Source organism: Promicromonospora sp. NPDC110617 (genome assembly GCF_055598465.1).
The window spans coordinates 24,609-42,825 of sequence record NZ_JBVKBM010000008.1; the positions used below are offsets into that span (position 1 = coordinate 24,609).

The window sequence follows — 18,217 nt, forward strand, 5'->3', positions numbered from 1 at the left end:
GCCGGAGGTAATGCCGATACAAAGGACCGGCGAATCGGCACAATCGACCCATGCCTTCCTCACGTCGCCCGGCGCGGCCCTCGGGTTCGGCGCGCGGCTCGGGTGCGCGCCCGTCGTCGACCCCGCGCACGGGCTCCGGCACGGGTTCCTCCGGCGCGAAGGGCGCCACGGGGAGCACGGCGAAGGGACGGGCGGCCAAGGGTTCGACGGCGAAGGGCTCGTCGGCCAAGGGCTCGTCCGCGAAGGGCTCGCCCGCGAAGGGTTCGTCCACCGGGGGAGCGAAGGCGGCCAAGCCGCCCGCAGCGAAGGGTTCCACGGCCAAGAAGGCGGGCACGACGGCGGCCAGGTCGGCCGCGAAGCCGGCGTCGGCCCGCACGACGACGGGCTCGTCGGCCGCACGCATGCCCGCCGCGCCGTCGACGTCGGCGGGCCGCCGCACAGCCGCGCCCCGGACGACACCGGGACGGCCGGCCGCGCGCTCGGCCGGGGTCCCCGCCCGCGGTGCGCGGCCGACGTCGGGCAGCGGGGCGAAGCGGCCGGCGCAGCCGCGCCGCCGCAGCACGGCCACCGGCAGCGTCGCGCCGCCCACCCGGCCGGCGCGCGCGGACCGCAGGCGCGGCAGCTACGGGCTCGTGGTGCCCGAGGTGCTCACCGTGCGTGCCATGGTGCTGTCCGTCGTGGTGCTCCTCGCGGTGGTGCTGCTGCTCCCGACGGTGCGCGCCGTCATCACGCAGCAGGCGGAGCTGCGTGAGCTGCGCTCCGAGCTCAGCCAGCAGCAGGACCAGAAGGCCGAGCTCGAGACCGAGCTGGCCCGCTGGGACGACCGGTCGTACGTGATCGAGCAGGCGCGCTCGCGCCTGCGGTTCGTCATGCCCGGGGACAAGGTGTGGCGCCCGCTGGACACGGACTCGGTCGAGCAGGAGGAGCCGGAGCCCGGCGTCGTCGAGCCGTCGCCGGGCGCGTCCGAGGATGCCGACGCCCCCTGGTACACGAACGTGTGGGACTCGGTGCGGATCGCGGACGGCGAGTAGGCGGGGCGGCGTGCGGTGCGCCACGGCGCGCCGGAACCGCACGGCGCCGGTCCCGCGCTGGGAGACAATGGAGCGGTGAACACCGCGACTGAGACCGTGTCCGACGACGACCTGCGGGTCCTGGCCGAGCAGCTCGGCCGCGAGCCGCGCGGCGTCGTGGGGATCGCGGCGCGCTGCGTGTGCGGCCGTCCGACGGTGGCGCGCACCGCGCCTCGCCTGCCCGACGGCACCCCGTTCCCGACCGTCTTCTACCTGACGCACCCTGGTGCGGTCGCCGCCGCCTCGACGCTGGAGGCGAACGGTGTCATGAAGGAGATGACGGCGCGGCTCGAGACCGACGAGGACCTGGCCGCCGCCTACCGGAAGGCGCACGAGCACTACCTGGCGCAGCGCGAGGCCATCGGGCACGTCGACGAGATCGACGGCATCTCCGCGGGTGGCATGCCGACCCGCGTCAAGTGCCTGCACGTCCTGTTCGCGCACGCGCTCGCCGCCGGTCCGGGCGTGAACCCGCTCGGCGACGAGGCGCTGGCGCTGGCCCGGGACACGTGGCGGCCGGACCGCTGCACCTGCTGAGGCCCACGCCGGCCGCCGGCCGGGAGTGAGGTTTCTCGCGAACCGGCACGTCCGGTGCCCAGCGGCAGGTGTGCCTGGGAGAATCCTCGCGTGACTTCCTCTCGCGTGGCCGCGATCGACTGCGGCACCAACTCGATCCGCCTGCTGGTCGCGGACGTCGACGCCGCCGGAAACCTCACGGAGCTCGACCGCCGCATGGAGGTGGTGCGGCTCGGCCAGGGCGTGGACCGCACCGGCGAGCTCGCGCCGGAGGCCCTCGACCGCACCCTCGCGGCGACCCGTGGGTACGCGGCGGCGATCGACGCCGCCGGGGCGGAGCGGGTGCGCTTCGTGGCCACGTCGGCCACCCGGGACGCGCGCAACCGGGACGCCTTCTTCGACGGCGTCCGCGACGCGCTCGGCGTCGACGTCGAGGTGATCAGCGGGCACGAGGAGGCGCAGCTCTCGTTCCGCGGAGCCACCGGCGCCGCCGCGGCGGCGCACGCCGGTCCCTTCCTCGTGGTCGACCTGGGCGGGGGCTCCACGGAGCTGGTGCTCGGCACGAGCGAGGTCGAGGCGAGCGTCTCGATGGACATCGGCTCGGTGCGGATGACGGAACGCCACCTGCACGGCGACCCGCCGTCCGCGGCCGAGGTCGAGGCCGCCCGCGCCGACGTCCGGGCCCACCTGGACGACGCCGCCCGCGTGGTCCCGCTCGGGCGGACGGCCACCCTGGTGGGGCTGGCCGGCTCGATCACGACCGTCACCGCGCACGCCCTGGGCCTGACCGAGTACCGGCGCGAGCGGGTGAACCAGGCGGAGCTGCCGGTCGAGACGGTGCTGGCGTCCTGTGCCGCGCTGCTGGCGGCGCCGCGCGCCGAGCGATCGGCGATGGGCTTCCTGCACCCGGGCCGGGTCGACGTGATCGCGGCGGGTGCGCTCGTGTGGTCCGAGGTGATCCAGCGGGTCGTGGCCGACGTCCGGGCCGCGGGCGGGTCGCTGACCCAGGTGGTCACCAGCGAGCACGACATCCTCGACGGGATCGCGCTCGCGATGGCCTGACCCCTTCCCGACATTCTGCACCGGCGGATTTCCGTCGGCCGGGAACTCCCGTCGCAGGTGGTCCGTTGACCGGGCACGATACGCAGCGAAGCGGCGTGGTGGGCGTCACGCACCCGCCGCTCTTTGCCATGTGAAGAAACACGCTTAGGGCGCGGTACCCTGGGAATCATGCCTCAGAACGACCTGACCTCGGTCAGCCATGCTTCCGACCCGGTGACGCCGCGCCCGCGGAAGGTGCCGCGCATCGTGGTGCTCGGCGGCGGGTCCGTCGGCCTCTACGTGGCGCGCCGCCTGCGAAAGAAGCTGAAGAAGCGGGAAGCGGCCATCGTCGTCGTCGACCCGCGCCCGTACATGACGTACGCACCCTTCCTGCCCGAGGCGGGTGCGGGCTCCATCGACGCCCGCGACGTCGTCGCGCCGCACCGGAAGGCCCTCAAGGGCATCGACGTGCTCCAGGGCAAGGTCACCACGATCGAGCACGGACGCAAGGCCGTGAAGATCCAGCCCGAGGAGGGCGACGAGTACGAGGTGACGTACGACCAGCTGGTCGTCGGCCTCGGCTCGGTCTCGCGCACGCTGCCCATCCCGGGTCTCGCGGAGGCCGCGATCGGGTTCAAGAACGTGGAAGAGGCCATCGCGGTCCGTAACCACGTCATCAACCGCATGGACGTCGCGTCCTCGACGTGGGACGCCGACCTGCGCCGGCGCATGCTCACGTTCACCTTCGTGGGCGGCGGGTTCGCCGGCATCGAGGCGCTGGCCGAGATCGAGGACATGGCGCGCTACGCGACGCGCCAGTACAACACGATCGAGCCGTCCGACCTGCGGTTCGTGATGATCGAGGGTGCCGGGCGCATCCTGCCCGAGGTCACGGAGCCGATGGGCGAGTACGCGCTCGCCGAGCTGAAGAAGCGCGGCATCGAGTTCCACCTCAACACGTTCCTCTCGTCCTGCGTGGACGGGCACGTCGTGACCTCGACCGGCGTCGAGTTCGACACCGAGACCATCGTGTGGACCGCGGGCGTCAAGGCGAACCCGGTCATCAAGGAGGCCTCGGACCTCCCGTTCGACAAGCTGGGCCGTGTCATCGTGCTCCCCACGCTGCAGGTCGCCACGGAGGACGGCGAGATCGTCGACGGCGCCTGGGCCGCGGGCGACTGCGCCGCCGTGCCGGACGTGCTCAACCCCGGCAAGTTCTGCCCGCCGAACGCGCAGCACGCGATCCGCGAGGCCGTGCGCCTGGCCGACAACATCGTGGCGCTCTACAAGGACAAGCCCGCCGTCGAGTACAACCACAAGAACGTCGGTGTGGTCGCGTCGCTGGGTCTCTACAAGGGTGTCGCCGAGCTGTTCGGCTTCATCAAGCTGCGCGGGTTCCTCGCGTGGGTCGCGCACCGCGGCTACCACGTCATGGCGATGCCGACCGGCAACCGCAAGGCGCGCATCCTGGTCGGCTGGATCGGCCAGTTCCTGATGGGCCGCGAGCTCGTCTCGCTCGGTTCGCTCCACGACCCGCGGCAGGAGTTCCGCAACGCGTCGGTGCCGCCGAAGCCCGTGGGCGAGAAGGTCGAGCAGACGGCCGAGTCGTCCGCCGCACGGGCGGAGTCGGGCTCCAAGGCCTGACAGGCCTCGTTCCGCCGGCCGCGTGCGGGGCCTGGCTGACCCGTGGCTGACGTGAGTTCGGTCGGTTGCTTTGAGATCGGTCCATCAATGGACCGATCTCAAAGCAACCGACCGAACTCATTACTGGGCCTGGGCAACTGCTGGGCCTGGGCAGCCGACTGAAGTCAGCCGGTCAAAACTCCCGTGAGGCGATGGCCGCTCGGTAGTCTCTGGGTGCGCCCCCATAGCCCAACTGGCAGAGGCAGCCGGCTTAAACCCGGCCCAGTCCCGGTTCGAACCCGGGTGGGGGCACGATCAGGCTGGGCCGGTGCACCCTGGCCTCCGGCGGTGCCGGACTCAGGGGTGCCGGCCTCCGGCAGTGCAGGACTCAGGGGTGACGGACTCAGGGGGTGCCGGCGAGGAGCTCGGCGAGGTGGCGGCCGGTCAGCGACGCCTCCTGGCGTGCCAGGTCGGCGGGCGTTCCCTCGAAGACGACGCGACCGCCGTCGTGCCCGCCGCCCGGGCCCATGTCGATGACCCAGTCGGCCCGTGCGACGACCGACAGGTTGTGCTCCACGACGATCACGGACCGGCCGGAGTCGACGAGCCGGTCGAGCAGGCCGCCGAGGTTGTCGACGTCCTGCATGTGCAGGCCGGCAGTGGGCTCGTCGAGCACGAACGTCGGGGTGTCGCCGCCCATCTCGATGGCCAGCTTGAGGCGCTGCCGCTCCCCGCCCGACAGGGTGTTGAGGTGCTGACCGAGCGAGATGTAGTCCAGCCCGACGTCGGACAGGCGGGACAGCATCGGGAGCACCGTCTTCTCCGTGAAGAAGTCCAGGGCCTCCTCGACGGACATGGCGAGCGCGTCGGCGATGTTCTTGCCCCGCAGCGTGTAGCCGAGCACCTCGTCGGTGAACCGCTTGCCGCCGCACGCCTCGCACACGCTGGCGACGCCCGCCATGAAGGCGAGGTCCGTGTAGATGAGGCCCACGCCCTTGCACTCCGGGCACGCGCCCGCCGAGTTGGCGCTGAACAGCGCGGGCTTGACCCCGTTCGCGCGGGCATACTGCTTGCGGATGGGTTCGAGGATCCCGGTGTAGGTCGCCGGGTTGGACCGTCGCGACCCGCGGATCACCGTCTGGTCGACGAAGGTGACGCCGTCGCGCGGCAGGCAGCCGTGGATGAGGGAACTCTTGCCGGAGCCGGCCACGCCCGTCACCGCCACCAGGACGCCGAGCGGCACGTCCACCGAGACGTCCTGGAGGTTGTGCAGGTTCGCGTGCTCGATCCGCAGGAAGCCGGTCGGGGTGCGGGGCGTGGGCCTGAGCGTCACCGCCTGGTCCAGGTGCTTGCCGGTCGCGGTCCCTGACGCGCGCAGCCCCGCGATGTCGCCCTGGTAGACCACCGTGCCGCCGTGGGTTCCGGCGCCCGGGCCCATGTCGACGAGGTGGTCGGCCGCCGCCATGACCTCGGGCTTGTGCTCCACCACGAGCACCGTGTTGCCCTTGTCCCGCAGGCGCTGGAGCAGCGCGTTCATCTGCCGCACGTCGTGCGGGTGCAGCCCGATGGTCGGCTCGTCGAACACGTAGGTCAGGTCCGTCAGGGCCGAGCCCATGTGCCGCACCATCTTGGTCCGCTGCGCCTCCCCGCCGGACAGCGACGACGACTCCCGGTCCAGCGACAGGTACCCGAGCCCGATCTGCTCGAACGTCGCGAGCAGGTCGTTGAGCCCGTCGAGGATGGGCTGGACCTGCGGGTCCGCGAGGTCGCGCACCAGCTCGGCCAGGTCCGTGAGCTGCATGGCGGCGGCCTCGCCGATGTGCTTGCCCTTGACCAGCGACGACCGCGCCCGGTCGTTGAGGCGGGTGCCGCCACACTCGGGGCACGACGTGAAGGTGGCGAGCCGGTCGACGGCCGCCCGCAGGGCGCCCTTCATCGACTCGACGTCCTTGACCAGGTAGAGCCGAGTGATCTTCGGGACCAGCGACTCGTACGTCACGTTGATGCCGCCCGAGACGATCTTCCGCTCGTCGCCGTGCATCAGGTCGTGCCACTCGGTGTCGGTGTAGTCCTTCAGCGGCTTGTCGACGTCGAACAGACCGGAGTCCGCGTAGACCTTCCAGTACCAGGTGCCGACCCCGAAGTTGGGGAAGGTGATGGCCCCCTCCTTCAGAGACTTGCTGCGGTCCACCAGCGCTTCCGTGTCGATCGCGGAGACGCGGCCGAGGCCCTCGCAGTTGGCGCACATGCCCTGGGGGTCGTTGAAGGAGAAGAGGTTCGAGCCGCCGACATACGGCTCACCGAGCCGCGACCAGATGACGCGCAGCATCGTGTAGGCGTCGGTGGCCGTGCCGACGGTCGAGCGCGCGTTGGCGCCCATCGGCTCCTGGTCCACGACGATCGCCGCGGACAGGTTCGACAGCGTGTCGACGTCGGGCCGCGGACGTGAGGGCATGAAGCCCTGGAGGAACGCCGAGTACGTCTCGTCGATCAGCCGGCGTGACTCCGCGGCGACGGTGCCGAACACGAGCGAGCTCTTGCCCGACCCGGAGACCCCGGTGAACACCGTGAGCTTGCGCTTGGGGATGTCGATCGAAACGCCCTGCAGGTTGTTCTCGCGGGCTCCGCGCACCTCGATAGATCCGAACACCACTGTCCTCTCCTGGTCGGTGGTCCCATGGTGCCAGGAGCCACTGACACGCACCTGGCCTCGGGGTCCCGCCGTTACGCCAGCAGCAGACGGCGGAACGACCCGGCATGTCAGTGGGGTTGGGTAGCGTGACGGGTACCAACGGCGGGAGTGGGCACATGGCGATGATCTCGACAGTTACTGCGGGCCCCGCTGGGCCCGGTACCACCAGCGACGGAGCAGCGGGCGCGCGGTCCGGCACCCTGGAGCACACGCGCGAACCGCTGCTGCGTGATCTCGTGGGCGGCATCCTGCGCCGCGCGCGGCGGGAGCAGCGCCGCACCCTGGCCGACGTCGCGACGGACGCCCGGGTCTCGACCGCGTACCTGTCCGAGGTGGAACGGGGGCGCAAGGAGGCCTCCTCCGAGGTGCTCGCCGCGGTGTGCGAGGCGCTCGGCATGCGGCTGGTCGACCTCGTCGAGCGCGCGTGGGCCGATCTCGCGATCGCGCTCGCGGCACAGGAGGAGGGGCGACGGGTCCGCGTCCTGTCGTCCGCGGCCCGTCGCTCGGCCGGTTTCTCCTCGTCGCGGCATCCGTTGCAGGCCGCGCAGCCGGCGCCGGCGGGCACCTCCGCCGTCGGTCGGCGCGGGGAGGCCGTGCTGCTGGCGGCGTGACCCGCCGGAGCCCGGGACGGCGCCGGAGTCCGCGGCCCGTCAGAGTCCCGCGCGCCGCTTCCCGCCCGGGCGCACGTCGTGCACCCGGTCCACGACCTTGTCGATCATCCCGTAGGCCAGTGCCTGCTCGGCGGTGAACCAGCGGTCACGTTCGGAGTCCGCCGCGATCGTCTCCACCGTCTGGCCGGTGTGCTCGGCCTGCAGCCGCGTCACGACGTCCTTGACGTGCCGGAGGTTCTCGGCCTGGATCACCACGTCCGTCGTCGTACCACCCGCCCCGCCCGCGGGCTGGTGCATCATGATCCGTGCGTGCGGCAGCGCGTACCGCTTGCCGGCAGTGCCGGCTGCGAGCAGGAACTGCCCCGTGCTGCCCGCGAACCCGACGGCCACGGTGGAGACCGCGTTCGGCAGCAGCTGCATCGTGTCGTGGACGGCGAGGCCCGCGCTCATGGAGCCGCCGGGGGAGTTGATGTAGAGGCTGATGTCGGCGGCCGGGTCCTCCGCCGAGAGCAGCAGGAGCTGCGAGGTCACGCGGTTGGCGACGGCGTCGTCGATCTCGCTGCCGATCAGCACGATCCGCTGGTGCAGCAGCCGCGTGGCGAGGTGGTCGTCGAAGGGCTGGGTCTGGATGGTCTCGGTCATGGCTCCACGATCGTCCGACCCGGGCCGCCCGGACAGCCGTCTCTGCCCGCCGCAGATCTGCTCAGGGCAGAGGCCCGACCCGACCGCGCGGATCAGAGCGGGTTGCCCGCGGGGTCGATCGTCGGGAACGCGTCGAAGTGCACCTCGAACGGCACCATCCCCGGAGCGCCCTCCTGCGAGCTGAGCGGGTCGATGTGCTCGGTCACGAAGCGGTCCCAGGCCTCGACGAGCGCCTTCATCTGCTCCGGTGTGGCCCACTTGTTGGAGGAGAAGAACGTCGTGGTCCCGAGCCACTTCTCCAGGGTCTCCTCGTCCGCGCCCTGCCCCGCACGGACGAAGGCCATCACCCGCTCGTGACGCAGGCGGAGGAACTCCATGTTGACGGCCTCGGCGGTCTGCCGGGCGGCGGGGGAGTCCTTGCCCACGGTCGAGATGCTGAACCCGCCCGGGGTGCGCTCCCACCAGCGTTCACGCGCGGTGCCCTTGCCCTCGACCTCGCGGACGAGACCGTGCTTGGCGAGCTGACGCAGGTGGTAGCTCGTCGACCCGCTGGACTCGCCGACGATCTCGCCGAGCTTGCTGGCGGTGAGCGGGCCGTGGCTCGGCAGCAGGTCGAGGATGCGGATGCGGAGCGGGTGCGAGAGCGCGCGCAGCGCCGCCGGGCCGAGCTCGGCCGGCGGACCGGCGGTCCCGGGCGCCGCAGGGGACTCGGACGCAGGGGAGTCGGCAGCGGGGGAGTCGGTAGCGGGCGACTCCGGGGAAGCACCGCCCCGGTCCGCCTCGTGCCCCGGGGAGTCCTCACGCGCAGTCGCCATAGGCAGGACGTTACCCACTGCGCGCCGGGTTCAGCGCAGCGCGAGCGGGTGGCGCGCCGCCGCGTTGTCGCGGGCACGCTCGGCCTGGGCCCGCTGGCGGGCGATGCGCTCGGCCTCCCTGCGCTGCGCCTCACGGGCGGTGGCGGGAGCCTCGGGACGGCGGACGGGGGCCGCCGCCGCGACCGTGCGCGGTGCGACGAAGTGGTGGACCTGCGGGACGGCGGTGGGGGCGAAGGTGCTCATCGTGGCTGCTCCTGGCTCGGTGTGGATGGCGCGGTGCGGGGTAGCTCGTGCGACCCACCCTACGCATGCCAACACACCTTTGCAAGTGTTTCTTTGCAACCAGTTCTTTGGAAGTGGTGTCTCACTCCTCCGGGTCGCGCCGGAACGTGTCCAGGTCGTGGTTCAGGCGCTCCAGCAGCTCGGCGAGCAGGGACCGCTCGAAGGGGGACCAGTCGGTGAGGATCTGGTCGTACATCGCGCTGCGGCGGGTGCGCTCGCGCTCCAGCTGGGCCCTGCCGGACGCCGTCGCCTCGACCCGGACCGCCCGCCCGTCGAGCGGGTCCTTGCTTCGTCGTGCGAACCCGGCCTTCTCCAGGCTGACCACCTGGCGGGTCACAGTGGAGGCGTCGAGGCCCTGGCGGGCGGCGAGCGCGTTGATGCCGAGCGGGCCCTCGGTGCTCAGGACCTGGAGCAGCAGGTAGCCCGACCGTTCGAGCGCCGGGGTGTGGCCGGCGCGGATCGCGCCTGTGCGTTCCGCCCGGCGCAGCAGCAGCGCGAGCTGCAGCTCGACGCGTGACAGCGGGGCCTCGCCGGGGTGGTCGTCACTGGCGCTCTCTTCCGTCTCCCTCGACATAGGTGTAGCCTACAGGCATATACCTGTGTGATACAGATAAATCCTGAGGAGGCCGCGTGGCCAGCGCGCGCAACGAACCGAACAAGACAGCCATCTATGCCACCGCGCTCACCGCGTTCTTCGCGATCGCCGGCATCGCCGTCGTCGACCCGATCCTGCCCGTCATCGGCGCGGAGATCGGCGCCACCACCTGGGAGATCGAGCTCCTGTTCACCGCGTACATCGCGGTCATGGCCATCGGCATGATCCCCGCCGTGATGGCCACGGGGAAGTTCGGGTACAAGAAGATCCTGGCGACCGGCGTCACCCTCGTCGCCATCGCCGCCGTGCTGGCGGCCCTGAGCGGCAACATCGTGCAGCTCGCGGTGCTCCGCGGCGTGTGGGGCCTCGGCAACGCGATGTTCTTCGCCACCGCCATGGTGCTGCTCGTCGCCCTCGCCAAGGACCGCGAGTGGGTGGTCGGCCTGTTCGAGACCTGCGTGGGTCTCGGCTTCGCCGTCGGGCCGCTCATCGGCGGGCTGCTCGGGCACATCAGCTGGCGGGTGCCGTTCTTCGTCTGCGGCCTGCTCATGGTCGTCGCCCTGCTGGTCTCCGCCACCCGGCTCAAGGACCCGGCCGAGAAGCCCGCACCGCTCAAGCTCGGGCAGGTCTTCGGGCTGTTCCGCAAGCCGGGCTTCCTGGCGCTCGCGGTCGTCACGGCGGCCTACAACTTCGTGTTCTTCGTGGTGCTCGGCTACGTGCCGGTGTTCCTCGGCCTCGACGTCGTGCCGCTCGGCCTGGTGTTCACCGCCTGGGGCATCGGCGTGGCCGTCGGCATTCTCGCGGTGGGCCACAAGCTCGCGCACCGGATCGGGTTCGTGCAGACGCTCGGCGTCGCCATCGTGGGCGTGCTGGTGTGCGTGGCGCTGCTCGCGATCGGCGTCGGCACCGCGGGCTCCATCGTCGTGACCATCGTGGCCGGTGTGTTCATGGGTATCGCCAACGCGAACCTGACCGACCTGTCCCTCGCGCTCGGTGACCCGGACCGCCGCGTCACGACCGGCGCGTTCAACCTCGTCCGCTGGGGCTTCGCGGCCCCGGCCCCGGTCGTGGCCGGCCTGCTCGCCGAGGGCGTCAGCCCGGCGTCGCCGTTCTGGGTGGCCTCGGTGGTGCTGCTCGTCGGCGTGGTCGTCTTCCTGGTGACGGCGCACCTCATGGCCCGGCCGATCGGGGAGCGCGTGCTCTGGCGGCGCTGGAACCGGGCGGCTGAGGTGGCCGAGCACACGCCCGAGGAGGCCATGTCCGAGCTGTGACGTGGAGCCCTGGCCCGTCGTGCGGACGGGCTGGGGCAGGCGGTACCGGACGGAATGCGGGCGGCTGTCAATGTCCCCGACCGCTTGCAGGCGGTGCGGCGTACTGCCCTACTCTGTGACTTCGGTCTGATTTCACCCCGTTGGTCCCGCCGGGTCACGACGGCGGCGTCGCGCCGTATGCCCGATCCTCGCCCGCACCGTGGAGTCCTCGTGTTCCGTCTCGCCCGGCTGTCCCTCGCGAACCGAGCCGTCGTAGCACTGGTGACGATCGCGATAGCGGTGTTCGGGGTGCTGAGCATGACCTCCCTGAAACAGGAGCTCATCCCGTCGCTCCAGCTCCCCACGGGCATCGTGAGCGCGCAGTACCAGGGCTCCTCGCCCGAGGTCGTGGAGGAGCAGGTCACCGACGTGATCGAGGAGGCCGTCGCCTCGATCGACGATGTCGCGTCGGTGCGGTCGACGGCGTCCACCGGCATCTCGCTGACCACGGTCGAGTTCACCTACGGCACCGACATGGAGTCGGCCACCCAGCGCCTCCAGACCGCCGTCGCCGGGGTGCAGCAGGCCCTGCCCGAGGACGTCGAGCCGCAGGTCACGACCGGCTCCGTCGACGACGTGCCCGTGGTCCAGATGGCCGTGTCGGGCGACAAGAGCGCCAACGCGCTCGCCTCCACGGTCGAGGACGTCATGGTGCCGGCGCTCAAGGAGGTCGACGGCGTCCGCTCGGTCGCCGTCACCGGGCAGAGCGAGACCGAGGTCCGCATCGTGCCGGACCAGGACAAGCTCGCCGCGTCCGGCCTCACGACCGAGGACCTGAGCACCGTGCTGCAGGACAACGGTGTGGTGATGCCGGCCGGGGAGATCACCGAGGGCGGCCGTGCGTGGTCGGTCCAGCTCGGCAAGCCGGTCGACATGGTCGACCAGCTCAAACAGCTCCCGGTGCTCCCGGGCGGCACCGCGGCCGGGGGAACGGAGATGGCCGGGGGCGCGACGACGCCGGACGCGGCGGCCGGAGGTCTGCCGGCGGAGCCGGCCGCACCCGTGGAGCTGGGCCAGGTCGCGTCCGTGGAGCTCAAGCCGGTCGAGGCGACGTCCTACTCCCGGCTCGACGGCTCGCCGTCCCTCGGCCTGGCCATCACCAAGACGCCGGAGGCCAACACCGTCGAGGTGTCCCACGCGATCGAGGACGCGCTCGCCGAGCCCGAGGTCGCGGACACGCTGACCGAACGCTCCATCGCGACGGCGGTCGTCTTCGACCAGGCCCCGTTCATCGAGGACTCGATCCACGGCCTGGCCACCGAGGGCGGGCTCGGCCTGCTGTTCGCCGTGCTCGTCATCCTCGTCTTCCTGATGTCGATGCGGTCGACGCTCGTGTCCGCGATCTCGATCCCGTTGTCGCTCGCGGTGACGTTCATCGCGATGGACGCGGGCGGCTACACGCTGAACATCCTGACGCTCGGGGCGCTCACCATCTCGATCGGCCGCGTGGTCGACGACGCGATCGTGGTCATCGAGAACATCAAGCGGCACATGTCGTACGGCGAGGAGCGGGGACCGGCCATCCTCGCGGCGGTGCGCGAGGTCGGCGGGGCGATCGCCGCCTCCACCATCTGCACCGTCGCCGTGTTCCTGCCGATCGCGCTGGTGGGCGGCATGGTGGGCGAGCTGTTCCGGCCGTTCGCGCTGACCGTCTCCATCGCGATGCTGGCCTCGCTCGTCGTGGCCCTGACGATCGTGCCGGTGCTGGCCTACTGGTTCATCCAGCCGTCGAGGAAGGCGCGCCGGGGCGGAGCGGTCGACCGCGAGGCGGCCGAGGAGAAGGAGAGCCGGGGGATCTGGCAGCGCATCTACGTGCCGACCCTGAACGGCGCGCTGCGGCTGCCGGCCCTCACCATCGGCGTGGCCGTGGCGATCCTCGGTGCTACGGCCGCTCTCGTCCCGAACATGGAGACCAGCTTCCTCGGCGACAGCGGTCAGGACACCGTGACCGTCACGCAGCACTACGCGCCCGGCACCTCGCTCAGGGGCCAGGACGAGGCGGCCCAGCAGGTCGAGGCAGCACTGGCCGGCGTGGACGCCGTCGACAGCGTGCAGGCCACGGTCGGCAGCGGCGGCGACATGTCGATGGCCGCGTTCGGCGGGGCGAGCGCGGGCCTCAAGGCCACCTTCGCGATCACCCTCGACGAGGCCGCCGACGGCGAGCAGGCCGCCGCGGACATCCGTGCCGCCGTCGTCGACCTGACCGAGGCACCCGCCACGGAGGTCTCCGTGTCCGCCGGCGACTCCGTGGGCACGTCCTCGATCGACCTCGTCGTCCGGGCCCGCGACGTCGAGACGCTGACAGCGGCCACGAACCAGCTCCAGGAGGCGATGGGCGCCCTGAAGGGCTCCGCCGAGGTGAGCAACGACCTGGCCGCCGCCCAGGAGATCGTCGAGGTGACCGTCGACCGCAAGGCCGCGGCGCAGTTCGGGCTCACCGAGACGCAGGTCTCCGGGATCGCCTCGGCGGCGATGACGGGCGCGCGGGACGTCGGCGAGCTGCAGACCGCCGAGGGGCCGGTGGGCGTCACGGTCTCCGCGGGCGCCGTCCCGACGACGATGGCCGAGATCGGCGAGATCCCCGTCCCGACCGCCGCCGGCGCCGTCCCGCTGAGCGACGTGGCGCAGGTGAAGATCGCCGGCTCGCCGACGTCGATCACGCGGATCGACGGCGAGCGGTCGGCCACCGTCTCCGTGACACCCGCCGGCGACGACCTCGGCGCGGCGACCGACCAGGTCGACGCGGAGATCGCGGCGATCGACCTGCCCGCCGGGGCCACGGTGACGGTGGGCGGCGCGGCCGCCGACCAGGCCGAGGCCTTCAGTGACCTGGGCCTCGCGCTGGTGGCGGCGATCGCCCTCGTGTTCGTGGTCATGGTGGCGACGTTCCGGAGCCTGGCTCAGCCGTTCATCCTGTTGGTGTCCGTGCCGTTCGCCGCGGTGGGCGCCCTGGTCGCGCTGGTGGCGACGAACACCCCGTTGGGGGTGCCGGCCCTGATCGGCACGCTCCTGCTGGTGGGCATCGTGGTGTCGAACGCGATCGTGCTCATCGACCTGATCAACCAGTACCGCGTGCGCGGCATGGGGCTGGACGAGGCCGTGCGCGAGGGCGCTCGCAAGCGGCTGCGGCCGATCGTCATGACGGCCCTGGCCACGGTCTTCGCGCTCACCCCCATGGGGATCGGCGTGACCGGCGGCGGCGCGTTCATCTCGCAGCCGCTCGCGCTGGTCGTGATCGGCGGCCTGGTGTCCTCGACGCTGCTGACGCTGTACGTGGTGCCCGTGATCTACACGCTCTTCGAGCGCCGGGCGGAGCGGCGCCGGGCGGCGGACGAGGCCGCTGGCCGGGTCCGCCGTCCGCTCACGGGTGCGCTGGTCAGCGTGGCGACCGGGGCGCTCCGGGCCGTCGGGCGGCCGGCGGGCGCGCGGCCGATGCCGGGTGGTCCGGGCCAGACGGGTGCGGGGCAGGCCGGCGTGACGGGGCAGGCCGGCGTGACGGGGCAGGGCTGGCCTCCGGCCTGGCCGACGCCGTCCGCTCCGGCCCCGATGCCGGCACCGGCGCAGCACGCGCCGGCTCCGCCGCAGTTCACGCCGCGACGGCGTGTACCGCAGCATCCCGTGCCGCAGGAACGTGCCCCTCAGGAGCCGCGCTACGCACCAGAGCAGCCGGCCTCCCGACAGGAATCGCCGTTCGCGCCCCAGCAGGCAGCTCCCCGGCAGGCATCCCCACAGCCGGCACCGCAGTACATGCCGCAGTTCGCACCGGAGCAACGTACGCCGGACCAACGTGCGCCGGAGCATCGCGTGTCCGGGAACCCGCAGCAGCCGTACGTCCCGCAGCGGCAGCCGGCGTCGTACGCCGAGCTGCCTCAGCGTCGTCAGGAACCTGAACCGCAGCCGGAGCGCCGGCAGCAGACGCCGACCCCGATGTGGCCGCACCCGCTCGACCCGATGGACTGACGCCGCGGCGGCGCGGTAACGGTCCGCGGCGGCACGGCGGGTCGTGCCGGGAAAACAGGTGCTCCCCGAGTCGTGTTGCCAGGAGTAGACACCGTCTACGGAGAGCAACACGACTCGGGGAGCACCAGTTTCCCCGCGGGGACGTTCGCGGGCCGGGGGTGTTACGCGTCCTGCAGCTTCAGCCGCGCCGACGCCCCGATCAGCACGAGCAGCGTGTAGCCGGCGAGCACACCGATGCCGACCCACGGGTCGAGGACGTCGGGGAACGCGCCCGCGTTCGGCGTGATCTGCGCCCCCGCCACGCTCGGCAGCAGCTTGTTCACCACGCCGACCCACTCCAGCTGGGCGGCCGCGAGGGTTGCGATCTGGAAGATCGTGGGGATCACCAGGAAGATCGCCACCACGGTGAAGATCGCGCCCGCCGTGTGTCGCAGCAGGGCACCGAGGCCCAGGGCGAACAGCGCCACGAGCGTCACGTACAGCACCGTGCCCAACAGGGCGCGGATCTGGTCGTTGTCCCCGAAGTCCACGGTCGCGTCGTTGGCGTTCAGCAGCGGATAGGTGACCAGCCAGCTCAGCGCGAGCGACACGACGGTCAGCACCGCGGTCACGAGCACGAGCACCACGGCCTTGCCGAAGAACGCCGGGAGGCGTCCGGGCACCGCCGCGAACGTGGACCGGATCATGCCGGTGGAGTACTCACCGGTGATCATCAGGGCGCCGAGCACCGCGACCACCAAGGCCGCCATCTCGAACCCCGCGGCCACCACGGTGGTCCCGCCGAGCACGCCGCCCATCGCCGCCTGGTCCTCGGGCGAGGCGCCCTCCATCTCGTTCCCGACGAGCTGCACGATGAACGCGAGCAGCAGCGCGAAGCCGACCATCACCACGACGGTCGCCGCGAGCGTCCACCACGTCGAGCGCAGCGTCCACAGCTTGATCCACTCCGAGCGCAGCACGCGCCAGAAGGTGACGTTGTGCACCGGGGTGTGCTCCGTCGCCGGGCCCGACGCCGCTCCGCTCGCCGGAGCGGTGACCGTCGCGCTCATGCCTTGCTCCCCTCGGTGTGGGACGTCGCCGCAGCCACGTGGGCGAGGTCCTCGGACTGGTACTCGACCGCGTCGGCGGTCAGCGACATGTAGGCCTCTTCCAGCGTGGAGGCCACGGGCGTGAGCTCGTGCAGCACGATCCGCGAGCTGGCGGCCAGCTCGCCGACGGCGGACGCCTCGGCTCCGCGGACCTCCAGCAGGCCGGGCTCGACGTCCTCGACCTCGGCGTTCTTGGCCTTCAGCAGGTCGGCGAGCTCCGTGGCCTGCGGCGACCGGACGCGCACGACCTTGCGGGCGGCGCCGTCCACGAACTCCGCGACCGGTGCGTCGGCGAGGATGCGACCCCGGCCGATCACGATCACGTGGTCGGCGGTGAGGGCGACCTCGCTCATGAGGTGGCTGGACAGGAAGACCGTGCGGCCCTCCGACGCCAGGTACTTCGCGATGTTGCGCACCCAGAGCACGCCCTCGGGGTCGAGCCCGTTGACCGGCTCGTCCAGGATGAGGGTGCGGGGGTCGCCGAGCAGGGCCGCCGCGATGCCGAGGCGCTGGCCCATGCCGAGCGAGAAGCCGCCCACGCGCTTGCTCGCGACCGACTGCAGGCCGGTGAGCTCGATGACCTCGTCGACGCGCTTGGTGGCGATGCCGTGCGTCGCGGCCATGGCGAGCAGGTGGTTGCGCGCGGTGCGGCCGGTGTGCACGGCCTTCGCGTCGAGCAGGGCGCCGACCTCCGCCAGCGGACGGCGGTGCGCCGTGTAGGGCTTGCCGTTCACGGTGACCGAACCGGCCGTGGGCCGGTCCAGCCCCACGATCATGCGCATGGTGGTCGACTTGCCGGCGCCGTTCGGGCCGAGGAAGCCCGTCACCTGGCCCGGCTGGACGGTGAACGTGACGTCGTCCACGGCGGTCTTGGCGCCGTACCTCTTCATCAGGCCTCTGGCCTCGATCATCACTTGCCCTTCCAGGAGACTCGTACCTACGAGAGTAGGTAGGGGACATGGCCTGCGCACCCAATACCGGTCCGGATCATCCCGTGGTCGGACCCACTTCATCCGTTGGTATGACCTGGGAACTCCTGGAGTGTCTGCAGCGTTCCCTAGGATGGTCAGACAGACCAGGAGGAGCAGATGAGCAACCCCGTCTTTTCTAGAAGCGACGTCTTCGGTGAGCCCCGTCGCACCGGCGCTGCCGGTGCGCGTCGCGGCGGCACCGCCACCTACCCCAACCAGACTCCCGCATACGGCACTCCGCCGCAGCCTGGCCAGTACGGTCAGTACGGCGCCGCGGGACAGCAGGCGATGGACGCGTCGCAGCTCGACGCGATGTACCAGTCGCCGTCCGCCACCACGGCGGACACCAAGCGGCTGACGTACGACGACGTGATCGTCAAGACCGGTGGGCTGCTCGCCCTCCTGGTCGTGGTCGGCGCGGCGACGTGGACGCTCGCGCCGGGCCTGTGGATCTTCGGCATGATCGCGGGTCTTGTGCTGGGCCTGGTCAACGCGTTCAAGCGCAACCCGAGCCCCGTGCTGATCATCCTGTACACGATCGCGCAAGGCATGTTCCTCGGCGGCATCTCGATGTTCTACGAGGCGCAGACCAACGGGATCGTGCTCCAGGCGGTGCTCGCGACCGTCGCGACCTTCGCCGCCGCGCTCTTCCTGTTCAAGTCGGGCAAGGTGCGGGTCACCCCGAAGTTCACGCGCTGGCTGATCATCGCGATGGTCGGTTACGCGGCGTTCTCGCTGATCAACCTGGTCCTGGTGTGGACCGGTGTGCTCGGCGGCTGGGGCATGCGGGGCGGCACGCTCGGCATCATCATCGGCCTGGTGGCCGTTGGTCTGGCCGCCGCGTCGCTGATCGTCGACTTCGACTCCATCAAGCGTGGTGTCGAGGCGGGCGTGCCCGCCAAGATGGCGTGGTCGGCGGCCTTCGGCCTGCTGGTGACGCTGATCTGGCTGTACCTGGAGTTCCTCCGCCTGCTGGCGATCTTCAACAGCAGCGACTGACG

General features: G+C 71.6%; 15 protein-coding genes and 1 tRNA gene. 9 read left to right on the forward strand and 7 right to left on the reverse strand.

What is annotated here, in order from left to right:
- Positions 1 to 50: 50 nt before the first annotated feature.
- The 5 genes from ACZ7LE_RS27470 to ACZ7LE_RS27490 all read left to right on the forward strand — a co-directional run bounded on the left by ACZ7LE_RS27470 (position 51) and on the right by ACZ7LE_RS27490 (position 4,562).
- Positions 51 to 1,031: an FtsB family cell division protein gene (locus ACZ7LE_RS27470; protein WP_470406386.1), complete on the forward strand. Its 981-nt coding sequence runs from the start codon at positions 51 to 53 to the stop codon at positions 1,029 to 1,031.
- A gap of 75 nt (positions 1,032 to 1,106) precedes the next feature.
- Positions 1,107 to 1,607 carry a DUF501 domain-containing protein gene (locus ACZ7LE_RS27475; RefSeq protein WP_377234733.1) on the forward strand — a complete coding sequence of 167 codons (501 nt, stop codon included), beginning with the start codon at positions 1,107 to 1,109 and terminating at the stop codon, positions 1,605 to 1,607.
- Between the two features lie 90 nt (positions 1,608 to 1,697).
- Positions 1,698 to 2,648, forward strand: a complete 951-nt coding sequence (locus tag ACZ7LE_RS27480) for a Ppx/GppA phosphatase family protein (RefSeq protein ID WP_470406387.1) — start codon at positions 1,698 to 1,700, stop codon at positions 2,646 to 2,648.
- 168 nt (positions 2,649 to 2,816) lie between these two features.
- The gene (locus ACZ7LE_RS27485) at positions 2,817 to 4,271 is read left to right on the forward strand and encodes an NAD(P)/FAD-dependent oxidoreductase (RefSeq protein WP_470406388.1); all 1,455 of its coding nucleotides are present in this window, start codon (positions 2,817 to 2,819) and stop codon (positions 4,269 to 4,271) included.
- Between the two features lie 217 nt (positions 4,272 to 4,488).
- A tRNA-Leu gene (locus tag ACZ7LE_RS27490) sits at positions 4,489 to 4,562 on the forward strand.
- 91 nt (positions 4,563 to 4,653) lie between these two features.
- Here ACZ7LE_RS27490 and ACZ7LE_RS27495 read toward each other — a convergent pair.
- A complete protein-coding gene (locus ACZ7LE_RS27495) occupies positions 4,654 to 6,903 on the reverse strand; it encodes an ATP-binding cassette domain-containing protein (RefSeq protein WP_470406389.1) in 2,250 nt (749 codons plus the stop codon).
- A 125-nt stretch (positions 6,904 to 7,028) separates the two neighbouring features.
- Here ACZ7LE_RS27495 and ACZ7LE_RS27500 point away from each other — a divergent pair, with 125 nt between their 5' ends.
- The gene (locus tag ACZ7LE_RS27500) at positions 7,029 to 7,553 is read left to right on the forward strand and encodes a helix-turn-helix domain-containing protein (RefSeq protein ID WP_470406390.1); all 525 of its coding nucleotides are present in this window, start codon (positions 7,029 to 7,031) and stop codon (positions 7,551 to 7,553) included.
- 39 nt (positions 7,554 to 7,592) lie between these two features.
- Here ACZ7LE_RS27500 and ACZ7LE_RS27505 read toward each other — a convergent pair whose 3' ends face one another.
- From ACZ7LE_RS27505 to ACZ7LE_RS27520, 4 genes are all read right to left on the reverse strand, one after another.
- On the reverse strand, positions 7,593 to 8,195 hold the full coding sequence (locus tag ACZ7LE_RS27505) for a ClpP family protease (RefSeq protein WP_470406391.1): 603 nt from the start codon (positions 8,193 to 8,195) through the stop codon (positions 7,593 to 7,595).
- Between the two features lie 92 nt (positions 8,196 to 8,287).
- Positions 8,288 to 9,010, reverse strand: a complete 723-nt coding sequence (locus ACZ7LE_RS27510; RefSeq protein WP_470406392.1) for an ArsR/SmtB family transcription factor — start codon at positions 9,008 to 9,010, stop codon at positions 8,288 to 8,290.
- Between the two features lie 30 nt (positions 9,011 to 9,040).
- Complete coding sequence (locus ACZ7LE_RS27515; RefSeq protein ID WP_470406393.1) at positions 9,041 to 9,253, reverse strand: hypothetical protein; 213 nt, start codon at positions 9,251 to 9,253, stop codon at positions 9,041 to 9,043.
- 121 nt (positions 9,254 to 9,374) lie between these two features.
- On the reverse strand, positions 9,375 to 9,866 hold the full coding sequence (locus ACZ7LE_RS27520) for a MarR family winged helix-turn-helix transcriptional regulator (RefSeq protein ID WP_470406394.1): 492 nt from the start codon (positions 9,864 to 9,866) through the stop codon (positions 9,375 to 9,377).
- 56 nt (positions 9,867 to 9,922) lie between these two features.
- Here ACZ7LE_RS27520 and ACZ7LE_RS27525 point away from each other — a divergent pair, with 56 nt between their 5' ends.
- Together ACZ7LE_RS27525 and ACZ7LE_RS27530 are read left to right on the forward strand one after the other, a co-directional pair.
- Positions 9,923 to 11,158 (forward strand): MFS transporter, encoded by a 1,236-nt coding sequence (locus tag ACZ7LE_RS27525; RefSeq protein WP_470406395.1) that lies wholly within the window; start codon positions 9,923 to 9,925, stop codon positions 11,156 to 11,158.
- A gap of 177 nt (positions 11,159 to 11,335) precedes the next feature.
- A complete protein-coding gene (locus tag ACZ7LE_RS27530; RefSeq protein ID WP_470406396.1) occupies positions 11,336 to 15,157 on the forward strand; it encodes an efflux RND transporter permease subunit in 3,822 nt (1,273 codons plus the stop codon).
- A gap of 161 nt (positions 15,158 to 15,318) precedes the next feature.
- Here the strand turns inward: ACZ7LE_RS27530 and ACZ7LE_RS27535 are convergent, their stop codons facing one another.
- Together ACZ7LE_RS27535 and ACZ7LE_RS27540 are read right to left on the reverse strand one after the other, a co-directional pair.
- Positions 15,319 to 16,206, reverse strand: coding sequence for an ABC transporter permease (locus tag ACZ7LE_RS27535; protein WP_470406397.1), 888 nt, complete (start codon positions 16,204 to 16,206; stop codon positions 15,319 to 15,321).
- Positions 16,203 to 17,156: an ABC transporter ATP-binding protein gene (locus tag ACZ7LE_RS27540; RefSeq protein WP_470406398.1), complete on the reverse strand. Its 954-nt coding sequence runs from the start codon at positions 17,154 to 17,156 to the stop codon at positions 16,203 to 16,205. Before ACZ7LE_RS27540 ends, ACZ7LE_RS27535 begins: the two co-directional genes overlap by 4 nt.
- 177 nt (positions 17,157 to 17,333) lie before the next feature.
- Here ACZ7LE_RS27540 and ACZ7LE_RS27545 point away from each other — a divergent pair, with 177 nt between their 5' ends.
- Complete coding sequence (locus ACZ7LE_RS27545; RefSeq protein ID WP_377234723.1) at positions 17,334 to 18,215, forward strand: Bax inhibitor-1/YccA family protein; 882 nt, start codon at positions 17,334 to 17,336, stop codon at positions 18,213 to 18,215.
- Positions 18,216 to 18,217 lie beyond the last annotated feature (2 nt).

Excerpts from the sequence above, each read along its gene's own strand:
- ACZ7LE_RS27470 (WP_470406386.1), top strand. The coding sequence starts at position 51 with ATGCCTTCCTCACGTCGCCCGGCGCGGCCCTCGGGTTCGGCGCGCGGC.
- ACZ7LE_RS27485 (WP_470406388.1), top strand. The coding sequence starts at position 2,817 with ATGCCTCAGAACGACCTGACCTCGGTCAGCCATGCTTCCGACCCGGTG.
- ACZ7LE_RS27505 (WP_470406391.1), bottom strand. The coding sequence starts at position 8,195 with ATGACCGAGACCATCCAGACCCAGCCCTTCGACGACCACCTCGCCACG.
- ACZ7LE_RS27510 (WP_470406392.1), bottom strand. The coding sequence starts at position 9,010 with ATGGCGACTGCGCGTGAGGACTCCCCGGGGCACGAGGCGGACCGGGGC.
- ACZ7LE_RS27515 (WP_470406393.1), bottom strand. The coding sequence starts at position 9,253 with ATGAGCACCTTCGCCCCCACCGCCGTCCCGCAGGTCCACCACTTCGTC.
- ACZ7LE_RS27520 (WP_470406394.1), bottom strand. The coding sequence starts at position 9,866 with ATGTCGAGGGAGACGGAAGAGAGCGCCAGTGACGACCACCCCGGCGAG.
- ACZ7LE_RS27530 (WP_470406396.1), top strand. The coding sequence starts at position 11,336 with ATGCCCGATCCTCGCCCGCACCGTGGAGTCCTCGTGTTCCGTCTCGCC.
- ACZ7LE_RS27535 (WP_470406397.1), bottom strand. The coding sequence starts at position 16,206 with ATGAGCGCGACGGTCACCGCTCCGGCGAGCGGAGCGGCGTCGGGCCCG.
- ACZ7LE_RS27540 (WP_470406398.1), bottom strand. The coding sequence starts at position 17,156 with ATGATCGAGGCCAGAGGCCTGATGAAGAGGTACGGCGCCAAGACCGCC.
- ACZ7LE_RS27545 (WP_377234723.1), top strand. The coding sequence starts at position 17,334 with ATGAGCAACCCCGTCTTTTCTAGAAGCGACGTCTTCGGTGAGCCCCGT.